17 protein-coding genes are annotated in these 22,062 nt (G+C 43.5%); 2 read left to right on the forward strand and 15 right to left on the reverse strand.

All coding sequences use genetic code 11. The features are described 5' to 3' along the window. Positions 1 to 8: 8 nt before the first annotated feature. From DKT75_RS16995 to DKT75_RS17030, 8 genes are all read right to left on the reverse strand, one after another. Positions 9 to 1,859 carry a DUF937 domain-containing protein gene (locus DKT75_RS16995; protein ID WP_109824995.1) on the reverse strand — a complete coding sequence of 617 codons (1,851 nt, stop codon included), beginning with the start codon at positions 1,857 to 1,859 and terminating at the stop codon, positions 9 to 11. 114 nt (positions 1,860 to 1,973) lie between these two features. Continuing rightward, positions 1,974 to 2,948, reverse strand: a complete 975-nt coding sequence (locus DKT75_RS17000) for an ABC transporter permease (RefSeq protein ID WP_109824997.1) — start codon at positions 2,946 to 2,948, stop codon at positions 1,974 to 1,976. After that, positions 2,945 to 4,072 (reverse strand): ABC transporter permease, encoded by a 1,128-nt coding sequence (locus DKT75_RS17005; RefSeq protein ID WP_109825001.1) that lies wholly within the window; start codon positions 4,070 to 4,072, stop codon positions 2,945 to 2,947. Before DKT75_RS17005 ends, DKT75_RS17000 begins: the two co-directional genes overlap by 4 nt. Beyond that, the gene (locus DKT75_RS17010; protein WP_109825004.1) at positions 4,069 to 5,610 is read right to left on the reverse strand and encodes an ABC transporter ATP-binding protein; all 1,542 of its coding nucleotides are present in this window, start codon (positions 5,608 to 5,610) and stop codon (positions 4,069 to 4,071) included. The genes DKT75_RS17005 and DKT75_RS17010 overlap by 4 nt, the downstream gene beginning before the upstream one ends. A gap of 145 nt (positions 5,611 to 5,755) precedes the next feature. Next, complete coding sequence (locus DKT75_RS17015; protein WP_109825006.1) at positions 5,756 to 6,748, reverse strand: BMP family lipoprotein; 993 nt, start codon at positions 6,746 to 6,748, stop codon at positions 5,756 to 5,758. Between the two features lie 154 nt (positions 6,749 to 6,902). Then, a complete protein-coding gene (locus DKT75_RS17020; RefSeq protein WP_109825009.1) occupies positions 6,903 to 7,856 on the reverse strand; it encodes a YheT family hydrolase in 954 nt (317 codons plus the stop codon). A 1-nt stretch (position 7,857) separates the two neighbouring features. After that, positions 7,858 to 8,466: an HD domain-containing protein gene (locus DKT75_RS17025; protein ID WP_109825013.1), complete on the reverse strand. Its 609-nt coding sequence runs from the start codon at positions 8,464 to 8,466 to the stop codon at positions 7,858 to 7,860. After that, a complete protein-coding gene (locus tag DKT75_RS17030; protein WP_109825015.1) occupies positions 8,467 to 9,267 on the reverse strand; it encodes a hypothetical protein in 801 nt (266 codons plus the stop codon). Between the two features lie 173 nt (positions 9,268 to 9,440). On the opposite strand from DKT75_RS17030, the gene msrB reads away from it, so the two are divergent. Further along, a complete protein-coding gene (msrB, locus tag DKT75_RS17035; protein ID WP_109825018.1) occupies positions 9,441 to 9,890 on the forward strand; it encodes a peptide-methionine (R)-S-oxide reductase MsrB in 450 nt (149 codons plus the stop codon). Positions 9,891 to 9,945: 55 nt separating this feature from the next. Here the strand turns inward: msrB and DKT75_RS17040 are convergent, their stop codons facing one another. The 7 genes from DKT75_RS17040 to DKT75_RS17070 all read right to left on the reverse strand — a co-directional run bounded on the left by DKT75_RS17040 (position 9,946) and on the right by DKT75_RS17070 (position 21,032). After that, on the reverse strand, positions 9,946 to 11,118 hold the full coding sequence (locus tag DKT75_RS17040) for an acetylornithine transaminase (protein WP_109825021.1): 1,173 nt from the start codon (positions 11,116 to 11,118) through the stop codon (positions 9,946 to 9,948). A 337-nt stretch (positions 11,119 to 11,455) separates the two neighbouring features. Next, positions 11,456 to 12,742 (reverse strand): hypothetical protein, encoded by a 1,287-nt coding sequence (locus DKT75_RS17045; RefSeq protein ID WP_109825023.1) that lies wholly within the window; start codon positions 12,740 to 12,742, stop codon positions 11,456 to 11,458. Positions 12,743 to 12,837: 95 nt separating this feature from the next. Beyond that, on the reverse strand, positions 12,838 to 13,401 hold the full coding sequence (locus DKT75_RS17050) for a PhnA domain-containing protein (protein WP_109825026.1): 564 nt from the start codon (positions 13,399 to 13,401) through the stop codon (positions 12,838 to 12,840). Positions 13,402 to 13,525: 124 nt separating this feature from the next. Next, complete coding sequence (locus tag DKT75_RS17055) at positions 13,526 to 14,341, reverse strand: hypothetical protein (RefSeq protein WP_109825029.1); 816 nt, start codon at positions 14,339 to 14,341, stop codon at positions 13,526 to 13,528. Positions 14,342 to 14,404: 63 nt separating this feature from the next. After that, on the reverse strand, positions 14,405 to 16,684 hold the full coding sequence (locus DKT75_RS17060) for a polysaccharide lyase family 7 protein (RefSeq protein ID WP_109825032.1): 2,280 nt from the start codon (positions 16,682 to 16,684) through the stop codon (positions 14,405 to 14,407). 240 nt (positions 16,685 to 16,924) lie between these two features. Continuing rightward, on the reverse strand, positions 16,925 to 18,268 hold the full coding sequence (locus tag DKT75_RS17065; protein ID WP_109825035.1) for a DUF3999 family protein: 1,344 nt from the start codon (positions 18,266 to 18,268) through the stop codon (positions 16,925 to 16,927). Continuing rightward, positions 18,261 to 21,032: a DUF2339 domain-containing protein gene (locus DKT75_RS17070; RefSeq protein WP_109825038.1), complete on the reverse strand. Its 2,772-nt coding sequence runs from the start codon at positions 21,030 to 21,032 to the stop codon at positions 18,261 to 18,263. The genes DKT75_RS17065 and DKT75_RS17070 overlap by 8 nt, the downstream gene beginning before the upstream one ends. Positions 21,033 to 21,313: 281 nt before the next feature. On the opposite strand from DKT75_RS17070, the gene DKT75_RS17075 reads away from it, so the two are divergent. After that, complete coding sequence (locus DKT75_RS17075; protein WP_109825041.1) at positions 21,314 to 22,042, forward strand: helix-turn-helix domain-containing protein; 729 nt, start codon at positions 21,314 to 21,316, stop codon at positions 22,040 to 22,042. Positions 22,043 to 22,062: the final 20 nt, after the last annotated feature.

Consider the following 22,062-nt stretch of genomic DNA (forward strand, 5'->3'; position numbering starts at 1 on the left):
CTTAGTTTTTACTCGCCAGATAAACCAGCAAGCTTTTCTTTTAACGGTTCGATAACACCACCGAGTACTGAACCAACACCAGGGATAGCCATTACCTTATCAAGCATTGGCTGCATCTGACCCAGACCACCTTGAAGTACTGAGTTGAAAATTGGCTTAGCAGCTTCTGGCAACTTATCTGCCATAGAAGTAATGCCATCTAACTTATCACTGAAGTCAGTCAGAGCAGGAAGTGCTGATTCGGCAGACTTAGCATCTGTAATACCACCTAGACTTGTTTGTGCTGTGTCGAACAAACCTTTTAACTGACCGGCCACATCGCCACCACCAGAAACCATTCCAGTTAATGCACCTGCTGCCTTTTCTTTCATTGCTGCTAATGGGTCTGTTGAGCCTTCCTTCGTAGCTGTAGCTGTTTCTTTAACTGATGCTACCGCACCTGTTGTCGCTTCCATTGCAGAGGCAGCTTTTTCCTTCATTGACTCTACTGCACCAGAAGTTGCTTCAGTTGCGGTACTCATTGCGCCCGTCGTTGTTTCTTTAACAGTATCTGTCGCTTTGTCCATCGCTGCGCCAGCAAAGTACTTGTAACCAAAGAAAGCTAGAACTGCAAGAATCGCAATTGGAATCAGCTTCTTAATCCAAGAAGAACCACCCGCTGCAGCAACTCCGCCAACGGCTGCTGCGCCAGCAACTGCACCTGTCGCTAAACCTGCTACATCACTTGCTGAACCTGTTACACCATCAACCGCTCCAGTCACTGCATCTGTAGCAGAACCTGCAAGATCACCTACTGCGCCTGTTACACCGTCAACAGCTCCAGTAACAGCATCTGTAGCAGAACCTGCGATATCAACTACCGCACCTGTGACACCATCAACCGCGCCAGTCACTGCATCGGTAGCTGAACTTGCAACATCACCTACCGCACCTGTGACACCGTCAACCGCGCCAGTTACTGCATCTGTAGCTGAACTTGCAACATCACCTACCGCACCTGTTACACCGTCAACCGCGCCAGTCACTGCACCTGTAGCTGAACTTGCAACATCACCTACCGCACCTGTGACACCGTCAACCGCGCCAGTCACTGCATCCGTAGCAGAACCTGCGATATCACCTACTGCACCTGTTACGCCGTCAACCGCGCCAGTTACTGCATCTGTAGCTGAACTTGCCACATCACCTACTGCGCCTGTTACCCCGTCAACCGCGCCAGTCACTGCACCTGTAGCAGAACCTGCGATATCACCTACCGAACCAGAAGCTGCACCGGCTAAACCAGCAACAGCACCTGCGCCGCCAACTAGACCACCCAGTAAACCTGAAGCATTAAAGCTGTCAGACAAACCTTTAGGAAGCGCCGCTGAAATATTATCTTTTTGACTCATTAGCATGCTAGATAAGCCTGCTTGACTCATCTCACCACCACCCGCCATGAAACGCTTCATCGTACTCATCGCCATTGGAGCGATCATTCCAACGATTGAGTTAGCGCTGGACTCGTTTACAGAAGTTGTTGAAGAAATCGCACTCACTAAACCAGTGGCAGTTTCACCACCAAGCAGTGAACCGACCATGTGCTTGCCGCTCTCAACTAATGAATCTTTGTTTGAGCTACCGATCACACCAGAAAAATTATCCAGAATGCTATCGTCTTGCTTACTTACCGCATCAAATAAAGAGGCAGCGCCTTCTTCAGAAGACGCTTTACTCATCAGGCCGCCCAATACTGCAGGTATTGCGCTTGCGATCACAGATTTAGTTGATTCTGGAGTTTCACCAACCGCATTACTAATTTGACCTAACACTTGGCCATTTACTTGATCTTTAATTAAATCTACTAGATTGAACGACATCGTAAGCTCCTATATATAATTTATAGTGATCAATTACTTAGATCACCCCTCAAGACATAGTAAATAGGTCGCACCAGCTACAATACGGTTCATAAGCAGAACAATAAACTCTCTTTATCGCTCTTTAACATATGGTATGCCACTTGCCTTTGGCGCAACAGCCCTACCAATAAAGCCTGCTAGCAAAATAACCGTCAATATATAAGGCAGAGCCTCAATCAACTGAACCGGTACTTCGCCAATCACAGGTAATACGACACCTTGCAAACGGACAGCAAGTGCATCTAAGAAACCAAACAATAGACACGCCATCATGACTGACACGGGGCGCCACTTACCAAAGATCAATGCCGCCAATGCAATGAAACCCTGACCAGCAGTCATGTCTCGAACAAATTGTGCGTTATGAGCCGTTGAAATATACGCACCAGCAACACCACAAAGCACACCACAACAAATCACGGCTAGGTAACGCTGTCTAGACACTGAAATACCCGCGGTATCGACTGCATTTGGGTTTTCACCAACGGCACGAAGACGTAAACCAAAGCGTGTTTTGTAAATCACCCAATAAGTAACCGGTACCATCGCGAACGCAACATACACTAAGGCGTTATGCCCACTAATAAGTTCTTTATAAATCGTTCCGAGATAAGGAATACCAGAGAGCAACTCCACGCCGGGTAACTCTATTGAAAGGAAACGAGCATCATTGATCAAACTCGGTGTTTGACCACCTTGATTAAACAAATAAAGACCAATAACCATCGTCAAACCAGACGCTAGTATATTAATAGCAACACCACTAACGACCTGATTACCACGGTGAGTAATACATGCAAAACCATGTAACAACGCTAATAGAATAGAGACACCAATAGCCGCAACCAAACCAAGCCAAGCGGAACCAGTGAGTGAGGCGACTGCTGCTGCCATAAACGCGCCAGCCAACATCTTACCTTCAAGCCCGATATCAACAACACCTGCGCGCTCAGAAAAGAGTCCAGCCAATGCAGCAAGTACTAAAGGTGCTGACACGCGTAAGGTCGCATCAAATGTGAGAAGAATCACTTCAAACCAATCAGTCATGACGTTACCTCCTGAGCGTTATTTTCACCTTTGCTAGCAAGGTATAATTTCATTAACCAAGGGCGATACATAAACTCTAAAGCACCACAAAACAAAATCACCAAACCCTGCATAACGACAACAATATCTCGTGTGATATTTGACATTTCAAAGGCTAACTCTTGACCACCTTGAGACAGCACACCAAACAGCAATGCCGCCAAAATAATACCAATAGGATGATTACGTCCCATCAATGCTACCGCGATACCCGCAAAGCCATAACCGACATGAAAATCCAACATAAGACGGTGATTTACACCCAAAATCTCATTAACTCCGACCATGCCTGCAAGTGCACCTGAGATACACATACTTAATACAATGACACGAGGTGGTTTGATACCCGCATAAATAGCCGCTGACGCATTGCTACCCGTGGTACGTAATTGATACCCCCAGCGTGTATACCAAATAAATATCCAAACAAACACTGACGCTAGTAACGCTAAAAAGATCGACACATTTAACGGTGATGACTCTATTTCCACACCAAACATGGCAAACAGCTCATGCATCTGTGGAAGCCAGACTGAGTCAGGGAAGGTGACACTTTCTGGTGACATTTTAGAAGGGTCATTTAGCACGTTCACCATTAAGTAAACCATTAGCGATGCCGCTAAAAAGTTAAACATAATTGTCGTGATAACGATATGACTGCCGCGATAAGCCTGTAAGTAAGCAGGAATATACGCCCAAGCTGCACCAAACAAAGCAGCACCCAAAATAGCTATTGGGATAACCAATAGACCCGGTAGCCACTCAGCTAAAAGCAAACAAACTAAGCCTGCGCCCAGGCCACCAAGATAGGCCTGACCTTCACCACCAATATTGAATAAGCCCGCATGGAATGCAACGGCTACCGCCAAACCTGTGAATACAAAGTTCGTCATATAGTAAAGCGTATAACCAATACCTTCACCATAACCAAACGCGCCAAACAATAAAATCTCACCGGCTTCAACGGGATCGACACCGATCACCAAGAAAATCCCAACCATTACTACAAATGCCGTCATGATATTTAAAAATGGCAGCAGTAATGCATCCATCCAAAACGGCATTTCACTATTTGACTGACTCATGCGACCACCTCTTTCTGAGCGTCACTGCTCGTCATCAACAAACCAAGCTCACGCTCAGTTGCTTCAGCGGCAGGCACTTCACCTGTAATCACACCATCACACATTACTAATACTCGATCACTCACCGATATAATCTCTTCTAATTCAACTGATACCAACAATATCGCTTTACCCGCATCACGCATTTCAATAATACGTCGATGAATAAACTCAATCGCACCAATATCCACGCCTCGCGTAGGCTGGCCTACCAATAGAATATCTGGGTTACGCTCCATTTCACGCGCAAGGATAAGTTTTTGCTGATTACCACCAGAGAAGTTGGCGGACTTTAGATCAGGGTCACGCGGGCGAACGTCAAAGGCATCCATCAGCTTGCGGCAGTAGTCACGCACTTTGCTACGGCTCATAATGAAGCGGCCGTTATATTCTTTATCGTTGTGATAACCCAAAATCGAAGACTCAGACGCACTAAAACTAGTTACCATTCCCATATGGTGACGATCTTCTGGGACATGTGCCAAACCACGAATGCGCATTCTTTCTGGACTTGCAGGCTTCTTACGACTGACTTCATGGCCATTGATGATCATGCTACCGCTATTAACTTTAGTGATACCAGATAATGCTTCGAGTAACTCACTCTGACCATTACCAGACACACCCGCGATACCGACAACTTCACCCGCTTTCACTTCAAAGCTAACCTGCTTAACGCGTTCGACACCTTGAGCATCTTTAATCGTTAAGTTATCCACTTTAATAAGTGCTTCACCCACGTTGGCATCTATTTTATCAACTTGTAATAGAACCTTGCGCCCTACCATCAACTCAGCAATATCTTCTTTGGAGGTCTCACTCGTTTTGCGGTGAGCCACCATGGTTCCTGCGCGCATTACCGATACATTATCAGTAATCGCCATAATTTCTTGCAGCTTATGTGTAATCAATAAGATCGTTACACCCTGCGCTTTCAATGATTCGAGTATACGAAACAGCTCGGCCGTTTCTTGTGGTGTCAGTACGCCTGTTGGCTCGTCCAATATTAGGATTTTCGCACCACGATACAGCGCCTTCAAAATCTCAACACGTTGTTGCAAGCCCACCGATAGGCTTGACACTCGCGCATGCAAATCAACGGCTAGACCGTACTCATTTGCTAGACGTTTCAACTCTGTTTCAGCGGCTATTCTACCTTCTTTGAGTAGCTTTCCACCTTCATTCCCTAGCATGACATTTTCTAAGACGGTGAATGGCTCAACCAACATAAAATGCTGATGTACCATCCCTACGCCTGCGGCTAACGCTTCTCGGGAGTTATTGAAATACTGAGCCTTGCCGAACACTTCAATATGACCCGTATCGTATTGATAGAATCCATATAGAATACTCATCAGCGTGGATTTACCCGCACCGTTTTCACCGACTATGCCATGGATAGTCCCTGACTCGACACACAAGTTCACCTTGTCATTTGCGCGAACGGCACCAAACCGCTTACTCACATCCGTGAGTTCAATTGCTATGTCAGAATGCATAGAATCCCTTATCTATAAACGTAAAAAAAGGTAGTCAGAGGACCTGACCACCTTCTTAGGTACACTAGCTTATTGGTAGTCGGTGACTCCAATAGGCACTAATAACAGCGATACTTCTAATAACTGTCATGCCTTCACTATCAGCTTAGTATTCGCACTTCTTATCTGACATGTAGTCATGTACTTTGATATGACCAGAAATGATAAGTGCTTTTAACTCACCCATACGCTTTTCCATATCAGGAGTAACCAAGTCGCGGTTATTGTCATCTAGCGCCCAATCAACACCACCGGCTTTAAGATCCATCACTTTGATTTCTGACTTCCAAGTGCCTTCTTTTGCTTCTGAGAAAGAAACATAAGCTGCTTCACCAACACGCTTAACCATAGACGTTAGCATTGTGCCTGGCTGAAGGTGGTTTTGGTTACTATCGACACCAATCGCATACTTACCCAAATCTTTTGCTGCTTGGTATACACCCGCGCCTGAACCACCTGCTGCTGAAAATACTACGTCAGCACCTTTTTCAAACTGGCTCTTTGCTAGCTCGCCACCTTTACTAGGGTTGTTAAATGCTGCACCTGTGGAGCCGATCATGTTAGACATCACTTCAATATCTTTATTTTGGTACTTAGCACCCTGCTCATAACCACAAGAGAACTTACGGATTAGAGGAATATCCATACCACCAACAAAACCAACTTTAGCTGTCGTTGACTTCATTGCTGCCAATGCGCCCACAAGGAATGACCCTTCGTGCTCAGCAAAAACGATTGATTGAACATTAGGTAGTCCAACAACCATATCGATGATTGTGAACTTAGTCTCTGGATACTCTGTTGCTGCTTTCTCTACTGCACTCGCCATTGAGAAACCAACACCAACGATTGGGCTAGACTTACGCTTCGCAAGCTTGCTTAACCCCTGGCCAACTTGTGCTTCGTTTGTTGGCTCAACTTCGCGAACTTTAATACCGGTGTCTTTCGTAAACTTGGTAATACCGTGGTAAACAGCTTCGTTAAACGACTTATCGTTTTTACCAGCTTTGTCATAAACTACCGCTGGCGAAATATCGGCTGCCATCGCATTACTTAACATTAAACCTGCAACTGCTACCACGGGAATAAATCGTTTCATGAAACACCTCTTTAGGGGGTCGGGTTAATAATTATTAAAACTTCCTGACCATATGGATACCATATGCTGTCAATGTTGGCAATATATTGGGTTATACACTTACTTGTTTGGAGCAAAAATATTACCTATACGGTCATGAGATTGATATTTTTAACTATTTTTCATCTTTAAAAAATTGTAACGCGCGCCACTCAGACCACATCACACTTCCTTTTGAACGTTGATAAAAGCCAACATGACCACCATGCATAGGAGCCTCAAAAGTCACTTGCTTGCAATGTTTAACCATCTCGTAAGGATAGCACTCTAGTGATAAAAAAGGGTCGTTTACAGCATTTACCAGTAAGGTGGGCACTGCGATAGACTCAATAAAAGGCAGTGAACTACACTGCTGATAATAGTCATCTGCATCTTTAAAACCGTGCAAGGGCCCAGTGAACACGTCGTCAAAATCGGGCAGATTCTTTAACCCCATCATTGCATCAACATCAAAACCTTCCGACCTAAGCAGCGTTTCTTTAGCGAGTACTTTTTGCTTTAAGCTTTTCACAAAGTTTTGCGTATAGACCTTATTAAAGCCTGTGGCTAGTTGGTGACTAGAAGAACGTAAATCACAGGGCGTGGAAAAGGCACAAACACCTTTGATCAATGGACTGATCGATGTTGACTGCTCCCCAGCGTACTTCAATGTTAGGTTTCCACCTAAACTAAAACCCACCAGATAAATACTTTGATAATCCGCAGAGTCTTGGACATGACTCATGACGGTTTCAAGGTCATACGTCGCCCCTGAATGATAATACTTACTGGTACGATTGATCTCTCCCGAACAGCCACGGTAGTTCCATGCCAACACATCGTAATCGTTATTCTTAAACAGATTAGCAATGCCCTGCACGTACTTTGCATGGGAGCTAGACTCCAAACCATGAGAGATAATCAGTAATTTACTGTGGCCACCCTTTAGCCAATCCAAGTCAAGGAAGTCATCATCTGGGGTCGTGATGCGTTCTCGCTGGTATGGCTGCTTTAAAACGGGGCGAAAGAAGTATGGCAATAAGGTTTCAACGTGACCATTGATGATCTTGCTGGGTAAATCTAAAGACATGTTAACGATCCATTCGACGAGTTAAATTGCGCCTTGCTTGAGACTCGTATTGCTCAAACATCGCGTCAGTATGATAGATACGCTCACGTGACAAAAACGATGCTAAAACTTGCTTGCGACCTGACTCATACGCTTTCGCAGGTACCCACTGATACTCTCGTCTTACGGCTTGATCATAAGCCTCAAAAGCAGCGTCAGATGCACCTAAAATACCTAAGTCTATATCTAACATAATGGCAGAGTCATGATTAAATGGCTTATGCGTTTTGGTGGCAATAATCATCGCATCTATGCGAGAGACGACACCTTCAGCCACACCTTTACTTGTTAAATAGGACGTTGCCCATGCCGCACTTTGCTCTTCATTATCAGATTTTTGGGAATCATAAATGGCATCATGAAACCAAATCGCGACTTTAATCTCGGCAGAATGCTCAGCTAAGTGTCGAAACTTTTCGAAATGACGTAAGCATTCAATGACGTGTTGATCACTATGATAATGACGGGAGGGACTGCGGTATTGCTCAGCAAGTTGCTCAAAGATATCGCCACTATCAGTAACGCCTAAACTCGCTAAGACTTGCGATAAATTATCGTGACTAAACAGCATCTAGTCTCTATTTTGAATCAGGTGTTCAAACTTATAACGACGAAACTTTGGGCTAATCACTTTTAGACACTCATACGAATACAGTAACGCAATAATAGACACTATAGAGACTGCAAGCCAAGGTAATGAGTCGACACTAAAAAAGTGTATGAACTGCTGCTCTGCACTTATCTGTTTGCCTACAAAATACGTTTGAAATTTACTATATAACCCCGTAAACAAACCCGTAGTACCAATAGCAAAGGACAACATCATTAACGCGGTGTGCTTTGTTAAGTGTCGATAGCGTTTATGAGCATCAGCCTGATCAAATAATTGGTGATGGAGCTTAACTGGATGACCGCCACGTAGAACAGAGTCACATACGGGAGGTGTTAACTGATCGTGGTGAGAGCCGGTAAGTACTTCAACCGTCATATGTTGATTGGGTTTTAAGCGCTCAAAGTAGACCACTACTTCTGGTGACTCTATTTGATAATGAGGTACTGTGCCCTCGTTGGCAAAGCCTGCTTTCTCCGAAATAACCTGCAAGTCATTAAAGTGAAACGCTAACTCGGGCTCAGGAAAAAAGTCTGAGGGGGTGATGTCGCGATTGCCACTATTGAATAATGTGATTTCATAACGGACAAAATGAGAGGTTGGTTTGCCTAAGTAAAGCATTTCCACGCATTCATTCGCTGTTGACTCAATCAACTTATTCGAATAAATAAGAGTCAACTCATTGGTCCGCTTACCTTTATAGTAAACAGATGCGCCAAATACGGCAACTAAAACCCCAATGATAATTATAATCAATTCCAAGCGATAAACCTCTTTTACATCTCAAATACCCCAAGGAGATGTATGATACTAAAGCAATCCTTAACAACATATTAAAATGCTGCTGTGTGACTTACAAGACAAAGAATCCGTTTATTTTTTAATTAGATTTGTGTGTGATAGGATTCGAATTTTACACCATGTAAGGGGCAGCTATGCTTAAGTGGGATGACGTGATTGCGTTTGCAGGGAAAGATAACCCAGCACCCGACACCAAAGTCACAAAAACAGATGAAGAATGGCGCGAACAACTCAGCCCAGAAGTATATCAAGTGACTCGCCTTGCCGGTACAGAGCGTCCTTTCAGCTCTGAAATGTGCAGCCTATTTGAGCCGAGCTTATACAGCTGTGCCTGTTGTGAAACGGTATTATTTGATGCAAGAGAGAAGTTTGAGTCGGGCACTGGTTGGCCGTCATTCACTCAACCTGTCACAGAAAATGGCGTTGCGTATCATGTAGATGACAGTTTAGATCGCACACGTGTAGAAACTGTTTGTAATACTTGCGACGCTCACCTCGGTCATGTGTTCCCGGATGGACCAGAGCCAAGTGGCTTAAGATACTGCATTAACGCAGTCGCGCTAGTTAAAGCAAAAGATCAGTAAAACGGTATTTGCAAAAACACTCCCTCCTATGACTGAGGGAGTGTCATGTTCGAAATTACTCAGCCATCTCAGTCAGCACTTCTGACAACACAGCCATCAAATGGTCAATTTCACTATTACTCAAGTTCAGCGCAGGCATTAAACGAATCGCGTGAGCTTGTGGCGCATTGATCAAAACCTTCTTTTCCATGCACTTTGCCGCAATCGTTGCAGCATCTAAGTCGCCTGTATCTAACGCTAACAGCAAACCTTTACCACGCACATTCCCCATACCGAACTGCTCAGACAAGTTCATTAGGTGCATAGTGATGTACTCACTACGTGCTTGAACCGTTGGTAAAAAGCTAGGCTCAGTCACAGCTTCTAATACGGCTATCGAAACAGCCGTCATTAGTGGATTACCGTTGTATGTTCCGCCCTGCTCGCCCGGTTCAAACACACAAACTTCTTTCTTAGCCAATAGTGCAGAGATAGGAACACCGCCACCCAAACCTTTACCCAAGGTCATCATGTCTGGCTCGATACCGTAACCTTCATAGGCAAACAACGTACCTGTACGGCCAATACCTGTCTGTACTTCGTCAACAATCAGAAGCAGATTATGCTCATCAGCCAAGGCACGTAGGCCTTTCATAAACTCAGGATCAGCCGGAATCACGCCTGCTTCACCTTGAATGGGCTCTAGCATAATCGCAACAGTCTGCTCATCAATAGCGCGCTCTGTCGCGTCTAAGTCATTGAATGCAACCTTAGTGAAACCGGGCGTCTTAGGCTCAAACATTGGAGCAAAGGCCGCTTTACCGCTTGCCGACATCGTCGTTAATGTACGACCGTGAAACGCGCCATCAAATGTGATGAACTTATACGCGCCATCTTTATGAACCTTGCCCCACTTACGTGCTAGCTTGATCGCGCCTTCGTTAGCTTCAGCGCCAGTATTAGCAAAAAACACCTGATCAAATACTGAGTTTTTAGTCAGTAAGTCAGCGCACTCAACCATTGGGCCGTTGTAAAAAGCAGGGCTAGCGTTAACCAGTCGAACGGCTTGTGAAGTTAGTGCTTCTGTAATCTGTGGTGCACAATGACCCAGCGTATTAACTGCCCAACCTTGAACACAATCTAGGTACTTATTCCCTTCAGAATCAAACAACCAGCTACCTTCCCCTCGCTCAAACACTGTGTCAGGACGTGGTGTAATTTGCATAATCGAGTCGAATTGCTTACTCATGTTAAGTCTCTCGCGTAATTTATTTCTGATTTAATTTTTTTGAATGTAAGGCGTGAAAAAGCCACAGTGAATAGGCTGTGGCTTTTTAAATTTCGTTGCTCTTTCGAGCGTAAACACCGCTAGAAGATTCGCAATTCCATAGAAGCACAGCTAGGTATTCTACGTCGTCGTAGACCTGTGAACGTGTTCTGTGTGGGCGAATAAGGTGTGTGCATGGGCTGATTATGCCGTTGTTTTGCGAGATTGGTCAAGAGTTGGTGTAGGAAGGATATGGTTCAGCCCTGCTAATTAAAAAGTTCGCGCATAAATTACAAACGGTTTTAATATTTATCGTTCTTTAGCTTTCATCCTTACTTCTAATAAGATATTCATAGTAGAAAAGGCATTTAATTAAATGATGTAAGTTATGCACCTCACGAAATAGTACTAGTATCATCCTCATAAAATCCAAAAAATATATCACTTGCCCTTCTGTTGGCTCAATACTTCCGCCTTTAGGAAAGTAGGTTATCTCTTGTGTAATATCGTTGTACTCAACATTATTGTGGGCGATTGCGTTTCTAACGCTAGCATCAACCACATCTTTTTCTAGAGGGTACCAACAGTCATCTAAATATTTAAACTTATCAGAAAGGGGTTTTGACGCGAATTTATCAAGAGAGCTTAACGCTTTACCACTCATTGGTAAAAAAGACTCACTATCACCTCTATGTATTATATTATTAATACCCGCAACTAATATGAGCTGTCTGGCAAAGACCTCAGCTATATCCTTGTACAAATCTTTATACATCTGGAAGTCTTTAGTTGAAACTCGTGCAGCCATTTGTGCCTTCTCATAGTTATTAACCAAATCCAGAAACAAAGCAGGCCTCATCGGCATTTCAGCGTTATAAATTTCTGGGTATAACTTCAAACAATCTTTTTGTATCCTATTTAGAAAATTGCTCGAAATTATACTCTCCATAAATTTATTTAAGGGTTCAGGAGGCAACCTACTTGTTAAGTCCACGATTTTTTCAATAACAACATTTACATCTGTAACCCGAAGAAAGGGACGAAATACATGGCTAACGAAAAGATACAGACTAGCATTTATATCTTGAGGCTTTAAAGATGTGCCCTGATCTAGCTCAAGAAAATCTCCAACTCGCTTTTTGAATAACTGTTTGTTTTTCGCGCTATATAGTTTAATTATCAACTTAATTTCAGAAGACTTATCGTGAAAATAATTCAGCTGATCAAGTCTGAAATTTATAAAAATCATTTTTTCTTCAAAGCTACCCATATCTGTTTTTGAGCTAGCACCTAACTCTTTGATTGCCATCATGAATGGTGTCATCCCCATAGCATACTTTCCAAACCGTACGGGAAAATCTAAATGAAGATCAACAAATGGGTTATCACCTTTAAAAAGTCCAACAGGCTGGTTTTCGGATGGCTTACATCTCTTAAAATCAAACTTACTTCTGGGGGCAGAGGTTATATCAAGTGTTATTTCCATCAGGGAACCACAATGGGGGCATGAAAAACTTAGGGGCTGAATTTTTCGATTTGAATAGCCAATCCTACAATCAGTATCTTGCTCACATACATCGCAGGTAAACGTTAAATTTGTATTCATATATTTGGCCTAAAGTGATTTGAACTGTCTAATAGAGCCTTCTTAAAGACCTAATTAAAGAGATTGGAACAATATCTTTATTATACAGAGTCACCTCACACCTTTTTAACAGTTTTAGCTCCCAATACCACTCGCGTACCATTCAAGTTTCCCTCAATACTACGATCTGTATCCGTCAGTGAAATATTCTTAACCGTCATGCCACGCTTAGCCGTTATATTCATCCCTGTAATAAACACGTCTTTAATCATAATCGCCGTGTCACCCACCGCAAACGCAACACCGTTGCTATCTAGCGTCGGCCCATCAACCACTCTTTCCCCAGCCATTGCCCATTTTTTTATATCGTCTTCAATATAGAGCATTTCCAATAACTCATCGGGCCACCCCTCACCTTTAAGTTGATTGAGTAGTCGCCAACTCATCACTTGAATAGCGGCTGTCTCTGACCACATTGTGTCATTCAAGCAGCGCCAATGATTTGGCTCCATTGTTTCAGGGTTTTCGATTTGACCAAGACAGTTTGAACAGACCAACACTGACTTATCCAAACTCTTTAGGGTAATCGGAGGCACATCATAAGCCGCTAAGCCCTCATCAGACCCACAAAGCTCACACTTAGCGTTCGCACGTTTTAATAGCAGCGCATCAACAGACATGTTCAAACCTAAAATTTTCAAATAGTGGTGATTTTAAACGAAAAATCGGCTGATAACTAAGAAGCTATCAACCGATTATCAAAGTACTAAATATCTAGCACTTTCAACTTAGCGCATTAAACGCTTAAGGTAGCATTTCAACTTTTACATTTTTGAAATCGATACCGTTGTCTGGCGTATTCTTCTTTTTAGAAGAACCAAACGTCTTACTGTTAACGTGGAACGCTAACATACCGATATTTGTAATTTTCGCACCAGCATCTAGCTTACTAAACTGACTCAACACGCGGCCACCTTGGCTTAATGAACCAGACACTTGAACACCACCAGCTGCTTGCTGGATAGTCATAGTACCTGTGTAAGTCTGACCAGGAGCGAAGTTATATGGGTTACCGCCAGCTTTTAAGTCCGTGTAACCTTTTGTAGTACCTAACAAACGACCCGTAGCAGCGTTCTTGTGCTTACGAATGTTGATGTTAGATTTTTGTGGCATTCCTACATCGAAGTCAATCATGTAACCCGGCAAGCCGTTATAGTTAGCATTTGGCTTCTTAGAAGATGCTGATTGGTCACTATCTAGTGCTGCACGACCTGCTTTGTTATACATACCAATACGGAATGCAGAGTCACGCTTAGTTCCAATTGTTCTTGGCGTTACAAAGGTAAACGTCGCTTTAATCGACTTACCCGGAGATAGTGCTTGAGGTGCAAACGTTGTACGAAGACCACGACCTGAACCACCAGATACTAGACCTAAAGAACCTTTACTGATTTCAAGTGCTGCACTATTCGTTGTCTGCCACCAGTTTGAATCTTGTGCGTCAGCACTGTTCGTACGGTCGCCATCTGTAAAACTGTCATTTAGAACAACAGTTCCTGCCATTGCTGTGCTACATAGAAGGCCAGCCACTGCCAATGATGTAAGTGTTAAGATTTTCATAAAACTCCTCCAATTTGAGCTTTTATTTTTAATGCCTAGACCCGAAGGCCTAGGCACTTATTATTAAGGTAAGATTTCTACCTTAAGGTTTTTAATGTCGATACCATTGTCAGGCGTATCTTTCTTCTTAGAAGACCCGAAAGTCTTACTATTTACGTGGAATGCCAACATACCAAAGTTATTTGCATCACCTTTTTCATCTGTCTTGCTGAACTCGCTAAGTACAGTACCGTCTTGGCTTAGTGAACCAGTAACTTTAATACCTGCAGCTAACTTCTGAACAGCGATTGAACCTGTGTAAGTCTCACCAGGAACAAACTGATATCCATTACCGCCAGCACCAAGTTCTGTGTAGCCCTTAGTCGTACCTAGCAAACGGCCAGTAGTCGCATCTTTGTGCTTACGAATATTGATGTTTGCTTTAGTTGGATCTTTAAGATTAACGTCAAAGTCAATCATGTAACCCGGCAAGCCGTTGTAGTTTAGGTTTGGCTTCTTTGAAGAGGCAGATAGATCACCTTCTAAATCAGCACGACCTAACTTGTCATATATACCAACACGAAGCGCTGAGTCACGGTTAGTACCCATTGTCTCAGGCGTAGTAAACGTAAAGTCCGCTTTGATCGTTTGGCCTTCAGCCAAAGTCTGTGGGTCAAACGTTGCACGAATACCACGTCCAGAACCGCCAGATACTAAACCAACATGACCTTTAGCAACTTCGATAGCGCCACTAGTTGTCGTTGCCCACCATGCAGTATCCAATGCATCTGCACCGTTATCACGGCCACCGTCAGCAAAACTATCATCAACGATTACACCCGCTACTGCAGCTTTTGCAGGAACAGCCGCTGCTTTAGCAGACTTCTCTGCTACTGCTTTCATATCAGCAGTCGCTTCTGGCGCTGGAGAGTGAGTTGCTTCTAATTTAAAGAAAGTAACCTTATCAAAGTCAGTCTCTGGCGTTGGGCTTGAGTTGTTTCCAGAGTAAGCACCTGCTTTAAAAAACATGAACTCATCTTCAACATTGAAACCACTGTCACGCATGTCGAAAGGATCAGCGACTACTTCAGTACCATCGTCACGAATAATCTTTAGGTGCAACATTGGGATGATGACATCACCTTCCTGCTTACCTTTAACTTCGATCTCATAGCTGAATACTTCATCCAGTGCGATACCATCGGCAGGGTTTGCTATTTTATTCGCGCGCTTACCAATCACATCTACCCAAGTCTCTTTACCTACTTCTGGGTCATGAGCGAAGTAAATCGAACCAAACTTGTTTGTTGGTAGCTTGCGGTAGTAAAGACGAATCGGCTCGTCATTTTTCGCATGGATCTGACCAATAACAACACGACCTACTTGGTAAGCTTTACCTAGACGTGTTACTTGGTTAACAGACATTGTTGCTGTCATCTTTCCATCAACACCTGCAGAAGCTGCTTGTGCAGACTTAGGTGCAGAAGAGAATACCCAGTTGTTCTTGTTTGGGTAACCGCCTTCAATACGCGTTTCGATGTTGTAGTCACCACGACGTAACATGCCGCGTAACTCTGAACGAGTGTAGCTAGTATTTTTTGACGTTTTAGCACCTGCCGCTGAAACATGGAATACCATTCCACCTGTTGCAGGGTCTGTATAGAAATACTTAGGATGAGTCCAACCTGCGGCTAGCTCATTTTCAAACACGTTGTCAGATTTGCCATCACCATCTTCATCAGTAGGTACTGAGAGGTACCAACTTTGCAAATCAAAGTTTTCCCCTGGTGGCTTATCTAGGTGGAGACCAAACATACCTGCGCCTTTACGCTCAGCGACAGCAATTTCTTTTGGCTTTTCAACAGCAACACCACAACCTGTAGCAACGACCTCAGTCATGCTGTTCCAGTTATTACTTTCGTTACCGTTACCAATAAACTTGATGTACTGTGCTTTCACAGCGTCAAATTCATAAGTCTCTAACTCTAGCGTTGTACCACTAGATGTACGGTCAGCAACAATTGTTTGGAAAGTTTTACCGTCTAAGGATGCTTCGATTTTGAAGTTAGACTTACGGCTATCACCTTTGTACCAAGCTGCACTAAAAGATTTTAGTGTTTGTTGAGCACCTAGGTCGAATAGGATCTCTTTTGGTGAACCTTGTGATTCATTTGACCAACGAGAGTCTGGATCAGTACTACCGTCAAGCAGGCTAGCTGGGCTATGAGATACATCGTCAAACATACCATCGTCCGTTGCGGAAATGATAGTAAGTGGCCCACTACCATCGCAGGCAGTGTTTGCAGAAACGGATCCTGCACATAAAAGTAATGCAGAAATAGCCGTAGCGCTAAAATGATTCATTTATTCTCCTCCAAGAAATCTTTAAATGATCGCTTTTTCAAGCGAACTATAAATCTAACATACTAGATATAATTTAGATATATGCTAGTTAACACAGGAAAACAGTAGAATAAGCCTAAAGGGGTACAAGGGCCTTAAAGCCCTTATATATATGACTGGCCTAAATAAATAAGGAGATTGAAGACTCCACCTCCAAAAACCTTATTTTTTATACGGTATAGTAAAGTACGGTTTAGAAATTCATGAGTCCATGTCTCTGAGCAAACCTTTTGCCATGAACAATAACATCAATACCGCTGCAGCTAACAAACCCCATAATAGGTATTTATAATCTGACCCATCGCCTTGCTTAGTCACTTTGGACAACTGAGCAATGTCATTAATCATGACTTTTTCCGGTTTCACCTGCGCTAGTAATCCATCTAAACTAAACTCAGAACTCGCCGCTGCCGTATGACTGGCGTAACGTATTTCAAAGGGACCTTTGCCTTGCGCAACAAATACCAACTCCATTGGCTTCCACGCTAATACTAACGTTGGTACATTGTCCTTATCCACTGACTGTTCAAAGTCAAAACGCCAAGCGTCTGTACGACCGAAATTACTAGCATGTGCTGGCGTTGACTCGATCAACCCTGCTTCTGTTTGTAATGCGTACTGTAAAAAATTCTGACGTGTACGCCACTGCTCTGGTTTCGCAGGCAAGTGCTGCTCATAGCGTGTAGACAGCTTACCTTTATACAAACTGCCCGATGTTAAGTCACCAAAACGCCATTGTTGAATCGGTAAGGACGGTGGCAGGTCATATTGAAATTGATTGACTACCCCCGTTGGTTTCAGCGCGACGTTATTCCATTTCAAGTCGTTTACAACACTGACACGTCGATATTGTGCAGACACACTTTGTAGTGATTTCAATAGTGGATCAAAGTCCTCAGCACCAGATAAACGAATGAAACGTTGGCTAATCGATTTCTTAAAACGTAGCTCATTATTTTCCAGTGCCACACCACCTTCTGACAGACGATAAGGCAATGCCTTTAATCCAACAGATTGCCACTGAGCAAGATTATCACTCACCTCTACTTTCATACTCTTTGGCAACCAGTGCCCCAAATCTTTCCAGCCCAATGTAAGAGACTGCATTGGCAATTGGTCTTCACGATCAGTACTTTTAGGGTTATCAATAATCAGGTAGCGCGACCCTGTTTGAACGAGCTTTATCGTTTTATAACGACCATTACCGCCTTCTTTTTCGAGTATCGTTCCTAACTTTTCTATATCTCCCATTGGGAAAAAGTTTAGCTTACGCGTCTGCTGTTCTGACTGCTTACTCCCTGCCACAAACCGAACGGCAAATGGCACCGCTTTTTGCTCGGCATTATAAACCTGCAAATCTCGCTGGCTCTTCTGCAGTAAGTTAGACACGATGGACCAAGGCAACTCAACACTGCGAAGTGACTCTGAACCTTCTGTTAGGGTCGCTTTAAAGTGAAAGTCAGTCGCTTTGGTTTCAGCGGAAACAATACTGCTACCGCAAGCTAAAAACGCACAAGTCACTAATGATATAACGGGCTTAAACATCTGCTTCTTCCTTTTTTAACTGCTCGTCTTCTGCTAACGGAGGATTACTTGGCATCGGAGCTAAGTAACCAATAAACAACAGTAAGCCACCCACACTAATAAAGGAGATTACGCGAGCCAATGTACCTGATGATGCAAAGTCCACTAAGAACAACTTAAGTACGACTAGCCCTAACAGGGCGGCCCCTGCAAACCAAAGTTTACGGTTTAAAACTCGGTTACCACGCCATGCTAGTGTCATTCCAAATAAGGTCCAAACAATAGCCAAGGTCGTTTGTGTTACTGGCTGTTGCAATAAGCTCGGGAACTGCCATGCATATGCATAATAGTGATGTAGCACACGCAGTACCGTGACATTAAGAGCCATAAACGCGATGAGTAAAGCACCGTAACGCATCCACTCTGCACCCACTTTAATGCTCGTTTTTGCAAGTTGACGATATAGTTTGAATAACGTCAACCCTGTCAACGCCACCACGACATCTAATGGGTTAAGTACTGGAACCCAAGGTAACGGCTCAGCACCGCCAGATGAGGCTAGAGATAACAGCACCCATACAGCCGAAAGCCCTGCAAATGGTAACGCAACTGTTTGAATAAGCGTGTCACTGAAGTCTTTAATAGGCCAAACCTTGCGACCCATAATTAACCAGATAATTGACAACCCTACTAGCGGTAAACTCGCAATGTACCAGGCATTGTTTGAGCCGAACGCTGCACTGACCCAGTGATGTACTTCATGGGTCAACAGTATAGCGACTAGCCAAATTAACGTTGTGTGCATCCCTTTTAGCGCAGAGCCAAAACGTTCCTGCTTCTGAATGTTATATAAAGCAATACTTAGCGCTATCAAGACTAGTGACCATAAAAAGACACCGTAATCATTGATCATTGACGCATCACTTTCCAGCACTCTTAATCCTGCGATGGACATCAATACCAACGGTAAGGCCATTACATACTTAATCAGATTCCATTCTTTGAAACGAGTAGAGAGCCATAACAATGCGCTGGCAACAACGGCGTAACCCAAGTGTAAATTGACGACCTCATCAAACAAACCAAAGCGGATAATCTCCCACTCAAAGGCTAACCACTGCAAGCCAATCGCCAAGAAGAAAAAGGCTTTAGATATTCCTGACTCATAAGACTTTTTACCTTCAAAGTCTCTAGATAGCATACGACTACAAATAAGCATTGAAACGGTAATAAGTAGTAGCGCGACGAAATCACCATTGGCAAAGGCGCTCGTACTCACACTGCTAAACAAGTTAAAAGCGGCTTGGAAAAATAGTGCAACCAATGCGGCAAAGTGTAGGAAGATTGCGAAAGCTCGTCGCACCCACTGCTGCTGACGAATACTCACCCATAAAATACCGACACCTTCAATAGCCCAAGTTGCTGAGGTTAATGCGCCATCGACGGCAAATGGAATGGAAAGGGTTGCAAAGATGACACCCAAGGAGAGAAAGGTTTCGACTAATAGACGTTGAGATTGGCCGTATCGTTTCCATAAGACTTTACTGAGTAGTAAGTAGAATAAACCCAACACTAGCGCACTGATCGCGACGCCGTATTCGAAGTCTTGAACAAGCGCGACCTGCATACCAAAACCAATGATAGGGACACCAAACACTAAGGTACTGTCTACGCTGTCTTTATAATTAACAGGTGTACGTGTGGCAAATAGGACTGCCACTACAACATAAATTAAGAAGAATAAAATTAGGAAGGGCTCAGTCGTTGCAAAGAATTCTGAGCGATAAGCGCCTAGCCCCCACAAGCTGGCAATCACAAAGGTAAAAACGAAACCAAGCAGGTTGAGCAAACGCCATGACTTAAACCATGCAATGCTAACGATGCCGATATTAAGGAGCGCATAAAAGCTGAATAAACCGATGTAGTTGTTACTGCCTGTGGATGTTAGTAATGGTGCTAAAAAGCCACCCCCAGTGGCAAACATCGCCAATGCTAGGCTATTTTGTAACACGGCTAACATGACACCCGCGGCCACAATAATCACTAACAAACCGAATGCAACGGATGCGGGTATAACGCCATATAAACTAAGAGCACCAAATACCGTTAGGTAGAGTAATCCGATACCACCTGCTTGCAATATCAATCCGTAAGCCCCTGCTCTGTCACGTAAGCGCCAACCGAAGAATAATAAAGTAAGTGCTGCACCTGCGGCTCCGGCGAGACGTAGCTCAACAGGAATTAACCCTTTCTCGAGTGAGTAACGTAATAGGAAAACGACACCGATAAATAGTAAAACGATACCCGCACGTACAAATGGGTTTCCACCGATAAACCAGTCTTTTGCGTAACCGAAAGCCTTTGAAAGTAATGAAGGCGTTTCTTTTTTGGCTGCCTGTTTTGTTTGGGTTGAGTCATGTGCTGACTGCGCCCAAGCATCGTCTCTGGCTTTGCTCGCACTTTCTGAGTTAGAAGAGATAGGTTGTTCAACAGTTAACGCTTGGAGTGTCGGTTCTGCTAGCTGCTCTTCAGTTGATACCCAGTCTGTTTGTTTGCTGTCTCGAAAGTTATTAACCGCTTCCTGACTTGAATTAGCCGGAGCTTCGTACTCAGCATCCCTTCTTAGGATTTCATCTCGCTCAACCTCCTTTGTTAATAGTTGAAGTTTATTTGAGAGCTGGTGCACCCAAGCACCTAAGAAACCTATGAGGCCACCGGTTATGGGACTACCATCCATGGAACCTAAAAAAATCCCTAGTAGTATGAGTACGATAAACAAAATCATGAGCTGTCCATTTTTTGGTATATGCAGGCAGTATAGATAGGTTTTAAGTATGAGCTGTGAAAGGAATGATAGGTGGCATTATTTAAGTCTAAAGGTATCGGGTGGTGATACTTTGTTTGCGGGGAGTCAGTTAATTTGATGAAAGCGAGTAATGGTTTTTAATCTTTCTAGAGGCTAGCTTGAAAATTAATGATTTTTCTGACACCTAATCTGACACTTGTAATAAGCATCAACAGAACACGTTATAATAACGCTACTGAACCTTACTGCTCGCAAAGCCTATGTCACAAACAACGCCACTTATTAGTACATTAAAGCGCCTGCTTAAAAAGCAAGGGAAAACCTATGTGGATGTTGCTAACTGTATAGATCTCTCTGAAGCTAGTGTTAAGCGCCTTTTCTCAGAGCAAAACTTATCCCTTCAGCGTCTTGACGCTATTTGCAGTCTGATGGATATTCAGATTTCTGACTTAGTGCGTGAAATGGAGTCAGAGCATAATCACGCCATCAGCGAATTGAGTTATGAACAAGAAAAGGAAATAGCGAGAAACTTAGACCTAATGGTCATTACGGTTTATGTGCTTAATCGCTTAAGCTTAAAGGATATGCTAAACCGCTCGACTTTCACAGAAACTGAAGCTATTCAACACCTAGCTCATCTTGACCGTTTACATATCATTGAGTTGCAAGCAGGTAACCGCATCAAACTACTCGTTGCAGCTAACTTTAAGTGGCTAGATAACGGCCCTATCATGAAGTTATTCTGCGCCAAAATAGAAGCTGAGTTTTTCCGGAGCACATTCACTGATAAAACAGAGAAAATGGTGGTTTTGAATGGCATGTTAAGTGACTCTAGTAATACGTTGTTTCAACGAAAAATTGCACAACTTGCAACTGACTTCGATACACTTAGTAAAGACGATGCCAGCCTTCCGATTAAGCAACGTAAAGGCTACACCTTCCTACTAGGCTTACGTGGTTGGAATTACGAGCGACTCTTTAAAAAATAACCGCCTAAATAACAGCTACA

The organism is Leucothrix arctica (assembly GCF_003172895.1).
GTDB classification, from domain to species: domain Bacteria; phylum Pseudomonadota; class Gammaproteobacteria; order Thiotrichales; family Thiotrichaceae; genus Leucothrix; species Leucothrix arctica.